Raw genomic sequence first — 10839 nt, forward strand, 5'->3', positions numbered from 1 at the left:
CCTTTTTTATTGTCTTGATTTGAGATTATTATTGTACAAATTTAAAAATCACTAGACTGGTCGCCAGTGCCGCCATTCCACTGACCAGACCATACACGGTTTCATGACCTTTAGAAAAATGTTTTGCAGTCGGCAAGAGTTCGTCTAGTGCCAGATAAACCATCACCCCACCAATGATCCCAAACACCATACCATAAATAGTATGGCTCATATATGGTGCCAGAATGAAATAGCCCAGCGCAGCGCCCAGAGGTTCAGCAAGACCTGAAACCAGACTGGCCACAAGTGCATAGTCTTTACGGCCTGTTGCACCATAAACTGGTAATGCAATTGCGACACCTTCAGGGATATTATGAATTGCAATGGCAACCGCCAAAGGTGCACCCAGTGCAGGACTTTCCAGCGTCGCAAAAAAAGTCGCCAATCCTTCTGGCAGGTTATGTGCACTAATCGCGAATAAGGTCAGCAGGCCGGTTCTTAGCAGTTGCGGCTGACTCAGATCCTGTTTCGATTGTGCCTCAATGGTTTCATGCGGATTAGGAACGAATCGATCCAATAGTAAAACCAGTACCACACCCAATAAAAAAGCAAAGGTGCCATAAGCAAAACCGGATTTTTCATCAAAGGCCAGGCTAAAAGAACTAATAGATTTATTTAAAATTTCTGTGAGTGAGACATAGATCATTGCTCCCGCAGCAAAGGCCAGTCCGAAGGCTAAAACCTGGTAATTCGGTTTTTTTAAGAACAGCACCAATCCCCCACCCACCAAGGTAGCCAGACCTGCCAAAAATGTCACTGCAAAAGCAGTATAGACCTGCGCATCAGTAACGGGAGCAATTCCCATAAGTCTGCCCATAAAAAAAGTCATTATCACCAAAGATGATAATGACTTTCATTTACAGCAACAATGTGTTTATGTGAAGATTTTTAGTCTTCTGGTTCTTCTGGATTTTTTGCCAGATGCATGACAGATAGTGCCAGACCACCCCATAATAAAACCATGGAGAAAATCATCATAATTAATGCAGATGTATTCATATTCGTTCTCCTAACTATGACGATCTTTAACTAGGCTGAACAGAATGGCGCCCAGAATAAAGAATGCAATCGTGCCCCCACCAATCATCCATAGTGTACTTGCAGGATAGTCACCATAACCTTCTGCCATGATTGATTTCAGGGTTAAACCTAATGCCGATAATAAAGATAAGGGCGTGATCACAGTCAGCATGAATTTCCAGCTGCCACCCAGTTTCAGACTGGCAAACTCGTTCACATGTGTTTCCAGCTGTTTCATCAATGGACGACGGAACCAGGACAATAAAATAATCGAGAACAGTCCACCACCCACAATACCAATGTTGTTAGCGAAGTAGTCAATGATATCGACAAAGGTAATGGCACTATGAGTCGAGAACATCAAGGTGGATACAACTGCTGAACCACCCGCAATAATCGTCACTGACTTGTTCTTTGACCAGCCCAGCTTGTCTTGGAATGCCGCAATTGGCACCTGCAGGATACTCACCATGGAAGTAATACCGGCTACAGTCAATGAACCAAAGAACAGGAAGCCAAACAGATCACCACCTGCACCTAAGCTGGAAATGATTTTCGGGAAGGCAATAAAGGCCAGACCGATACCACCAGAGACTACATCTTCAACCTTTGCACCTGAACTGAACGCCATAAAACCAAGTGCTGCAAAAACACCAATACCCGCCAAAATTTCAAAAGACGAGTTGGCCAATGCCACTACGATACCTGAACCGGTCAGGTTGGTTTTACGTTTCAAGTAAGATGCATAGGTCAACATAATCCCGAAACCCACCGAAAGTGAGAAGAAGATGTGACCAAAAGCTGCCAGCCAGACTTTATAATTGGTCATGGCTTCCCAGTTCGGAGTAAAGAAGGCATTTAAGCCATCAACTGCACCAGGTAAACGTACTGCCTGAATCACCAGGATCGTGAATAAAATCACCAGCAATGGCATAAAGATTTTATTCGCCAGTTCCACCCCACGACGTACTCCACCGTAAAGGATCAGCATCACCGCTGCCCAAACGACTACCAGGCCAAAAAACAGTACCGGAACAAAACCGAAGGTCAGGCCCTCACCATTTTGCAGGTAGCTATTGAAGAAAAAGGCTTGAGTATCTGTGCCCCATTGCTGCCCAAAGGAATAAATCATATAGCTGCCGGCCCAAGACAGGACGCTGGCATAATAAATCCCGATGATCAGGGTCACCATGACCTGCCACCAACCCAGAGATTCTGCATTCATGAGTTTTTTATAAGCCATCGGTGGTGCTTTGCGGAACTTATGTCCGACTGCATAATCTAAAAATAATAGAGGTAAACCTGCTGCAAAAATCGCAATCAGATAAGGAATCAGGAATGCCCCGCCGCCGTTTTCATAGGCAACGTATGGAAAGCGCCAAATATTCCCCAAACCAACGGCAGAGCCAATGGCTGCAATAATAAATCCTGATCGTGCCGACCAATTCTCTCGAGTATCTGTCATAGAACACCTAAACTTTAAACTTCATTCAATACTGCTTGTTATGGTTTTGTCGCGAGCACTGAAGAAGCATTTCAATTATTTCGGGTGTTTGAATTAGAGTTATACCTTTTGGGCATCGAATTCTAATATACAAACAGGTCAGCTAGCCGGACAGCTTGCTTAAAGTCTGAGCAGAAGGCCGACCTTGTAGATGGTTCAACAATACTGACTTTTTCAAATTTTTTCTGTAATTTCTGCTTAAAACATTCTTTTTTTATAATCTATTCTTATCAAATGCTCAATAATTCTACGCTGAGCTCTTGATTTTATTAGTTATATGTATACAAACTTTTTGGAATATATTGTTTTTAAGTTTTACTACAGTTTTCAAGCAATTTTTCGCTCTTAACTCATTAAGTATTAAATAGAGATTGAAAAAGTATTTTTATACCTTCTTCGCTTATTTTCTTCTGAATAAAAACAGAGCTGTGTCTTAATTTATTCAGCCTATCTTTTCTGCCTAGCCTGCTGTCTTTTTGAGCAATAAAAAGTAAAAATCCACAACCGGCCTTCCTTATGCCGATTGTGGAATAGTACTGATTGATTCGGTCAGCTTAACATTTGATGACAAGCATACGTTCTTCCTGCATGTCACGAATCGCAGACTGAATGCCTTCACGACCCAGACCGGAATCTTTGACACCGCCATAAGGCATATTATCGACACGGAATGACGGAATATCATTAATGATGACACCACCCACATGCAGATGCTCCCAGGCATACATCATCTTCTGTAGATTCTGGGTATAGATGCCGGCTTGCAGACCAAAACGACTGCTATTAATACAGGCAACTCCTGATTCAAAATCGCTATAAGCTTCAATAATGGCGACTGGACCGAAAACTTCATTACGGTAAATTTCCAGTTGATGATCTACCTTTTCCAACAGAATTGGTTCAAACATCGCACCCTTCACTTCACCACCAGTCAGTACATGGGCACCTTGCGCTACGGCATCTTCCATCCAGCGATGCAAACGTTTAGCTTCAGCTTCCTTGATCATTGGCCCCAGCAAAGTCGTTTCCAGATCCGGATCACCGGCTTTCAGATGTTGCAGTTTCTGAACCAGCTTGTCTTTCAGCTCTTCAAAAATATCCTGATGCACCAGAATACGTTGCACACTGATACACACCTGCCCTGCATGACCATAAGCGCCATCAATCAGACGGTCAATCAGCTGTTCACTGAGTTCAGTATCTGGCTCAATCATCACTGCGGCATTGCCACCGAGTTCCAGTGTGACTTTTTTGCGGCCGGCACGAGCTTTCATATCCCAGCCCACGACATCGGAACCGGTAAAGCTCAACAATTTAAAACGGTCATCTGTGACCAGTACATCCGCCAGATCACGTGGACAAGGCAGAACTGAGAAGGCATTCTTCGGTAAATCAGTTTCTGCCAGAATCTCGGCAATTTTTAAGGCTGAAACCGGAGTCAGACTCGCCGGTTTCAACACGAATGGACAACCTGCAGCAATTGCCGGTGCAATTTTATGTGCGGTCAGATTTAATGGAAAGTTAAACGGACTAATCAGGGAAACAGCGCCAATCGGTACCTGTTTCACCATGCCCTGATAACCTGAAGCTGCAGCGGTGACTGCCAGAGGCAAAATACGGCCCTGATCCATCTGGGTGACCGCATCTGCCGCAATCTGGAAAGTATTGATCAGACGCTCTACTTCTGCACCGGCTGCTTTACGTGGCTTGCCACCTTCCGCAATCAGGATTTCAGTCAGTTCTTCACGGATTTCATTAAACCGCTTCACACAATGCAGCAGAATTTTCTGTTTCTGGAAAGGTTCCAATGCTGCCATTTCTGCTTCTGCCTGAGTCGCAGACTGAATCGCCTTTTCTAAAGTTTCAGCATCTGCCAGCGCGACACGAGCATAAAGCTCCTGACTATATTTATGTTTGACCTCCAGCCATTCACCCGTTTGTACCGGCTGTCCTGCCACATATAATGGATAGTCTTGATGATATTGTGCTGCTGTTGATCCCATTATTCTGCCCTTCACATTAGCATATACATTTTAGAAATTACCTATATCATGCACTTACTGATTACGTTTAAGAAGATGTATTTAGGTAACAAAATCGCTCAATTTAAAGAAAGCGTAAGGAAAATTAGAAATGCGTACACAATTATTCACTGCATTATTACTAGGATTAGGACTGAGCAGCATAGGCCATGCGGATGTGATTGGTCTTAAAGCAGATGCCAGCTACTGGAATTTTGACGGTTATAGCCAGTCTGCCAATGCCGGCAAACAGGACCTGGATCGCCAAGGTACAGCACAACTGTCGGTTGCATTTGAACATCCAGTACCACTACTGCCAAATGCCAAAATCAAATATGTGAATCTGGACAGCAATAGCGAACAAAGCACTCCGCTGAATGCTGCCGATATCGAACTTAATAATATCGACTATATTCTGTATTACGAACTGCTGGATACCATTGTGCATGCTGATATCGGTGCTGGTCTGACCAATCTGGATGGTACAGTCAGAAATCTGAATGCAGGTGCCCTGACTCAGTACGATCTAGATGAATACAGTCCATTACTCTATGCTACAGCTGGGGTAAAACTGCCATTTACTGGCATGAGTGCTAAAGCTGAAGCGGTTTACAGTCATGGTAGCGATATCAAAAAGACTGATGTTCAGGCTGAACTGCAATATGACTTTATTGATAACCTGCTGGTCGATGTAGGGGCTAAAGTCGGCTATCGCATCATGAATATTGATGCCGAACAAAATAATGCGCCAGATTTGGAACTGGAATTTAAAGGTCCTTATATCGGCTTAGATATACACTTCTAAGGAATATAATGACTTATGAAAATTGGTCTTCACCCTGTAAGCCCAAACGTACAAAGATAGATGTCATCGACGTCTATGCCAGTTTTTAGGTTCAGACTATTCTATAAACATACAGAGCAGGAAGTTCAAATACCTAAAAACAAGAAGAATAAAGCAGTGCACCAGGACGTGAGGTACGACAGGAGTTATACCTAAACACGAGATACGAAAAAAGCCCCAACAGGATGTTGGGGCTTTTTTTATCTATAAATTCTTAGCATTGTTTAACAGTTCCGAGCTAAAAATCCAACATTGTAAGAATCACTTTGTTGTTAATCTGAAAATCCTCACATTTTTTGGGAACAGCAATCATGGTAAAAAAGGTCCTCTTTATTACTTCAAACCAAGGCGTTGAACATGATGAACTGGTCGAGCCTTTAAATTTTCTAAAATCCAAAGGATTTGAAGTGATTCATGCGGCAGAAAAAAATGAAGAGGTGGCGACTGTAAAAGGCGATACTAAAGCTGCTACCTCATATACGCCTGATACCAGTTTTGATCATGTCACACTGGATGATTATGATCTCTTGGTTGTTCCTGGTGGCACTGTGAATGCAGATACTTTAAGAATTAATGAATCTGCCCAGAAAATCGTGCAGCATTTTGCTGATCAGCAAAAACCAATTGCCGCAATCTGTCATGCGCCATGGGTTCTGATTGATGCACAGCGAATTAAGGATAAAAACCTGACTTCATACAAGAGCCTCAAACTGGATCTGGAAAATGCCGGTGGTAAATGGGTCGATGAACAGGTTCACCGTTGCAATACTGGCGACTGGGTACTGATTACTTCACGTAATCCGGATGACATTCCTGCTTTCAATGACGCTATCTTAAAAGAACTGGAGGGCGATGCGGCCTAAGTTCAAACCATAAAAAGCCTCCATCTGAAGGCTTTTTTATTTTCTTGATCTTATTTTATTTAAATACCGCCTTTCAGGCTTTTTAGATAAGCCACTACATCTTTATTACCGGCCATTTCTGCCAGTTCTAAAGCGGTATAGGTACTGCGATGATCGACATCTGCACCTTTGCTGACCAAGAGTTTCACTACTTCCAGATGATCATTTTCAGCTGCCGCATGTAAGGCACTATAGCCTTCTTCATCGGCAGAGTTGACATCCAAACCTTCCTGCAAGGCTTGTTCGACCTGTTCAATATCACCTAAAGATGCCCAATACACCAGTTCAGGAAGATGCAGCTCGTCATCATCTTCAGGGATTGGGGAGAATGATTTAATAGTCATAACTGTTTACCTGATTTTTTAATTATGAAATGGTTGATTTTACTCAGCCAACATCATGAAAGTTCATCATATATAAATCTTTGATTAATTACTTTTGAATTTTTTTAATAGCTCTTCGCTTCCTGAAAGTACTGACAAGGCCATATCAATCATTAGTTTTTTTCCTGACTCGATATTATTAACATCAATATCTTCCAGATTAGCATCGGCAAAATCTGGATTGATTGCCATTTCAAAATTAATAATCCACCAGTTTTCAATTTTATGAATCAATTAATATGTACATAGAAAGTTTTGCATAAGGTCTTTTATTTCACCATTGAAAAACTATATTACTCATTTCATGTGCTAAATAGTTTCTATAACTTTTTAAGGCCTCAATATTTTCTTTATCTTCTTTATTAATGACTCCATTCTCTATTAACCAAGAAATAGAAGCGTAGAGGTGATTTTTATGTCTTGATAAAACTTTTGTTCTATATTCTTCCTCTCCTTCTAAATCCTTAGCACCAATTAAAGTCATAGCATAAAAGTCTTTGAGTCGATTAATAATTGAATCTTTCAACATTTCATAAATAGTTATGTACATCGAAATATTAATTAGTCGATCTTTAAATACTTCAGGATTTAAAAAGTTTTCCCATTGCTCGCGATAGTCCATTTTTTAATAACTTTTAAACTCATAATTTTTTAATCTAAATTGCTTTAGATGAACAGTAAATAAAAAAGCCCCCTTTCGGGGGCTTCTTATTTCAAGCTAGGTTTTAAGCTTTTGCAGGAACGGTATCTGCTGAACCAATCTTTTCAGATTCATCTTCATGCATGATGAGAGCAACCGCAATAGCTGTAATCAGTACCGGTAAACCGACTGCCATAAAGTTAAAGTGTGCAGGCAGGTTCATACCCAGTAAGCCACCGATCAGGATCGGGCCAACAATCGCACCCATACGACCAATCGCAGATGACCAGCCAATACCTGTCGAACGTACTGCCAACGGGTAGAATTGTGCAACATAGCTGTATAGCAACATTTGCGAACCAATTGATGCTGCACCAGCCAGAAACACCAGAATGTAAAGCAGGAACTGGTTAGATGCAAAGCCCATTGAGCTCATCACAATCGCACCCATCATACCGAGGAACATCAATACCGGTTTCAGGTGGAAACGGTCAGCCAAAATACCACCGCCCACAATACCAACCACTGCACCTACGTTCATTGCCATCATGAACATCAGGCTGTTATCCATTGAGTAACCCGCTGCCATCATCAGCTTCGGTAACCAGCTGCTCAGCGCATACATGGTTAGTAGGCAAGTGAAGAAAGCGACCCAGAACAATAACGTATTTACTGCACGGCCACGACGGAACAGGCTCACCACGTTTGCTGCTTCAGGTACATTTTCCTGTGGCAGTTTAAAGATGGTCGTTTCTGTAACACTTAGATTTGGAGCCAAACGACGTACAATTTGACGTGCTTTTTCCTGTTTGTTGTCTTTGACAATAAAGGCTAAAGATTCCGGCAAGAACTTCCAGATCACTGGTAATAAGAATAATGGAATACCTGCGATAAAGAACATGATTTGCCAACCAAAACTTGGGGTAAACCATGAACCCAATAAGGCAGCCATCACACCACCTACCGCATAACCACTGAACATGGTCGTCACCAAGGTACTACGCATTTTTTGTGGTGCATATTCAGAGGTCAGTGCCACCAGGTTTGGCATTACACCACCAATACCCAGACCGGCAAGGAAGCGTAAAATACCGAACTCAGTCGGGTTTGAAGCAAAACCACCAGCAAAGGTCAGGCCACTGAATAACACGATACAGATCATGATCACTTTTTTACGGCCAATTTTATCTGCCAGAGAACCAAAGATCATCGCGCCAAACATCATGCCGGCAAGCGCAGTACTGGCAAGCATTCCCGCTTGAACGGCACTTAGGCCCCAGTCCTGCATTAATAAAGGTAAAACAACACCATTGATTGCTAAATCGTAGCCGTCAAACAAGATAATGAGTAAACACCAAGCAACTACATTGAAGTGAAAAGGCGTAAATTTCGCATTATCGACTACAGAATTTATATCTACTGTTTCCGTTGTCATCGTTCTCATCTCCCATGAGTACTTGTCCATAAAATCCTTTTGAATATCCGGGGGGAATATTCAAGTTTCAGCAATATACGCAAGTGAGATTTAGTGCACAATAAGACCAAATGATGGAGCAATTTCAGCCATAAAATAGCGGCTATTTGTGTGATTTATCACATTTTTATAAAGCTAAATAATTGAATAATTAGACATTTATTATTCTCATTAAAATGCTTATATAAATAGTCTATAGACCAATGATTTTTTGATTTATTCAATTTTTTATGAATGATTTTTATACTTTAAACAAAAGATCCCTTTCTTATGAAAGGGATCTTTTGACTCAATTCAGATTTATAGCAAGTGGATTGGCAAAAAGTGACTAGGTTTTAATAGAATTCAGCTTCTGTTTCGCCAGTAAGGTCTCAGCATTCCGTTCTGCATTCAGATCTTTACGTACAATCATCGCCACTGAAATCGCGCCGATAATGGCTGGAATCGCAACAGCCAAGAAGTTCATTTTATGTGGCAGCTCCATACCCAACAGGAATCCAATAATAATTGGACCAACGATTGCCCCTACCCGACCAACTGCAGACGCGCAACCAATACCAGTAGAGCGGATTGCCAATGGATAGTACTGAGCCACGAAACTATAGAGCAGAATACTACTACCAATTGCCGAAGCACCCGCAGCAGCGACTAACAGATAGATCACAGCCTGTGGAGAATTAAAGCCTAATCCAACTAGGGATACAGCACCTAGCAGGAACATGCCAATAATGACGGGTTTCAGATGGAAACGATCCGCCAGAATACCACCACCAATGGTTCCAACTACTGCACCAATATTCATCGCCATCAGGAACATTAAACTGTTACCCAGAGAATAACCCGCTGCCATCATCAGTTTCGGTAACCAGCTACCCAATGCGTAGACCATAAGCAGACACATAAAGAAGCAGCACCAGAATAATAAGGTACTCATGCTACGACCCTGCTTAAATAAAGCGGCAATTGAAGCATCTGGCGCATGGACTTCATTCAGTACAAACTGGGTACTTGCAGTGACATTTTGCTCAGGGCTGATCTGTTGAACAATTTTGCTAGCCTTTTCATTTTGCTGTTTTTTTACTAGGAAAGTTAGAGATTCCGGTAAATACAAATACAGTATAGGCAGCATCAATAATGGAATACCTGCGATATAGAACATGATTTCCCAACCAAAACTTGGGGTAAACCAGGCACCTAATAACGCCGCCATAATCCCGCCGACTGCATAGCCACTAAACATGGTAGTGACTAAGGTACTGCGCATTTTTTGTGGTGCATATTCAGAAGTTAATGCGACCAGATTCGGTAAAACACCGCCAATACCTAAGCCGGCAATAAAACGCAGGATGCCAAATTCAGTCGGACCAGAGGCAAACCCGCCCCAGAACGTAAATCCACTGAATAAGGTCACACAAATCAGGATGACATTTTTTCGTCCAATTTTATCTGCCAGCATACCGAAGAGCATGGCACCAAACATCATGCCCGCCAGAGCAGTACTCGCAAGCATTCCGGCCTGAACTGCCGTCATATTCCATTCTTGCATCAGTAGAGGTAAAGCAACACCGTTGATTGCCAGATCATAACCGTCAAAAATAACGACAAATACGCACCAAAGTACGATCTTTAAATGAAAAGGTTTAAACTTTGCTTCATCCACTACAGCATTCACATTCACTGTTGTTGCTGTCATTTTTTCTCACCTCCAATTGTGAGCTTTTTTATTCTATTAAAAAATGAACGTTCATTCACTTTTGTATATAAAATGGATGATTCTTTAAACCTTGTCTACTGCAAAACTTACCAAGTTAGATGTTTTTAATAAAATTTAGGCTAAAGTCGTAAATTGAATAATTTTTAGACAGACCAATGAGAAAATAAGGCGAAGTTAATTAATTATACTTTTCACGTTATTTATATTTTTATTATCTAGGTACAATTAGGAGGTTATTTACTTGTTTTTCTAGAAACCCCACGCATAAAAAAAAGCCCCCTGCGTGAGCAGAGGGCTT

General features: G+C 41.7%; 11 protein-coding genes. 2 read left to right on the top strand and 9 right to left on the bottom strand.

Translation table 11 applies throughout. The annotated features are described in order from the left end of the window. Positions 1-28: 28 nt before the first annotated feature. From zupT to RJ01_RS14135, 4 genes are all read right to left on the bottom strand, one after another. Positions 29-844, bottom strand: coding sequence for a zinc transporter ZupT (zupT, locus tag RJ01_RS14125; RefSeq protein WP_034171556.1), 816 nt, complete (start codon positions 842-844; stop codon positions 29-31). An 83-nt stretch (positions 845-927) separates the two neighbouring features. Then, positions 928-1038 carry a methionine/alanine import family NSS transporter small subunit gene (locus tag RJ01_RS15950; protein ID WP_081402679.1) on the bottom strand — a complete coding sequence of 37 codons (111 nt, stop codon included), beginning with the start codon at positions 1036-1038 and terminating at the stop codon, positions 928-930. 10 nt (positions 1039-1048) lie between these two features. Continuing rightward, a complete protein-coding gene (locus RJ01_RS14130; protein ID WP_034171557.1) occupies positions 1049-2524 on the bottom strand; it encodes a sodium-dependent transporter in 1476 nt (491 codons plus the stop codon). 593 nt (positions 2525-3117) lie between these two features. Next, a complete protein-coding gene (locus RJ01_RS14135; RefSeq protein ID WP_034171558.1) occupies positions 3118-4566 on the bottom strand; it encodes an aldehyde dehydrogenase family protein in 1449 nt (482 codons plus the stop codon). Between the two features lie 130 nt (positions 4567-4696). On the opposite strand from RJ01_RS14135, the gene RJ01_RS14140 reads away from it, so the two are divergent. Both RJ01_RS14140 and RJ01_RS14145 read left to right on the top strand, forming a co-directional pair. Further along, entirely contained in the window at positions 4697-5389 is a 693-nt protein-coding gene (locus RJ01_RS14140; protein WP_034171559.1) for a TIGR04219 family outer membrane beta-barrel protein, read from the top strand. A gap of 350 nt (positions 5390-5739) precedes the next feature. Next, complete coding sequence (locus RJ01_RS14145) at positions 5740-6291, top strand: type 1 glutamine amidotransferase domain-containing protein (protein WP_004780385.1); 552 nt, start codon at positions 5740-5742, stop codon at positions 6289-6291. 59 nt (positions 6292-6350) lie between these two features. Here the strand turns inward: RJ01_RS14145 and RJ01_RS14150 are convergent, their stop codons facing one another. The 5 genes from RJ01_RS14150 to RJ01_RS14165 form a co-directional block, all read right to left on the bottom strand. Next, positions 6351-6674: an ankyrin repeat domain-containing protein gene (locus tag RJ01_RS14150; RefSeq protein WP_005233160.1), complete on the bottom strand. Its 324-nt coding sequence runs from the start codon at positions 6672-6674 to the stop codon at positions 6351-6353. An 84-nt stretch (positions 6675-6758) separates the two neighbouring features. Then, the gene (locus RJ01_RS16640) at positions 6759-6905 is read right to left on the bottom strand and encodes a hypothetical protein (RefSeq protein ID WP_227504443.1); all 147 of its coding nucleotides are present in this window, start codon (positions 6903-6905) and stop codon (positions 6759-6761) included. An 82-nt stretch (positions 6906-6987) separates the two neighbouring features. Beyond that, positions 6988-7335 carry a DUF4145 domain-containing protein gene (locus tag RJ01_RS16645; RefSeq protein ID WP_005233156.1) on the bottom strand — a complete coding sequence of 116 codons (348 nt, stop codon included), beginning with the start codon at positions 7333-7335 and terminating at the stop codon, positions 6988-6990. Positions 7336-7438: 103 nt separating this feature from the next. Then, positions 7439-8788, bottom strand: coding sequence for an aromatic acid/H+ symport family MFS transporter (locus RJ01_RS14160; RefSeq protein ID WP_005233155.1), 1350 nt, complete (start codon positions 8786-8788; stop codon positions 7439-7441). A gap of 367 nt (positions 8789-9155) precedes the next feature. Further along, on the bottom strand, positions 9156-10520 hold the full coding sequence (locus tag RJ01_RS14165; protein WP_034171560.1) for an MFS transporter: 1365 nt from the start codon (positions 10518-10520) through the stop codon (positions 9156-9158). Between the last annotated feature and the right edge of the window lie 319 nt (positions 10521-10839).

Origin of the sequence: Acinetobacter sp. YZS-X1-1, from assembly GCF_000804305.1 — a bacterium.
Classification (GTDB): domain Bacteria; phylum Pseudomonadota; class Gammaproteobacteria; order Pseudomonadales; family Moraxellaceae; genus Acinetobacter; species Acinetobacter variabilis.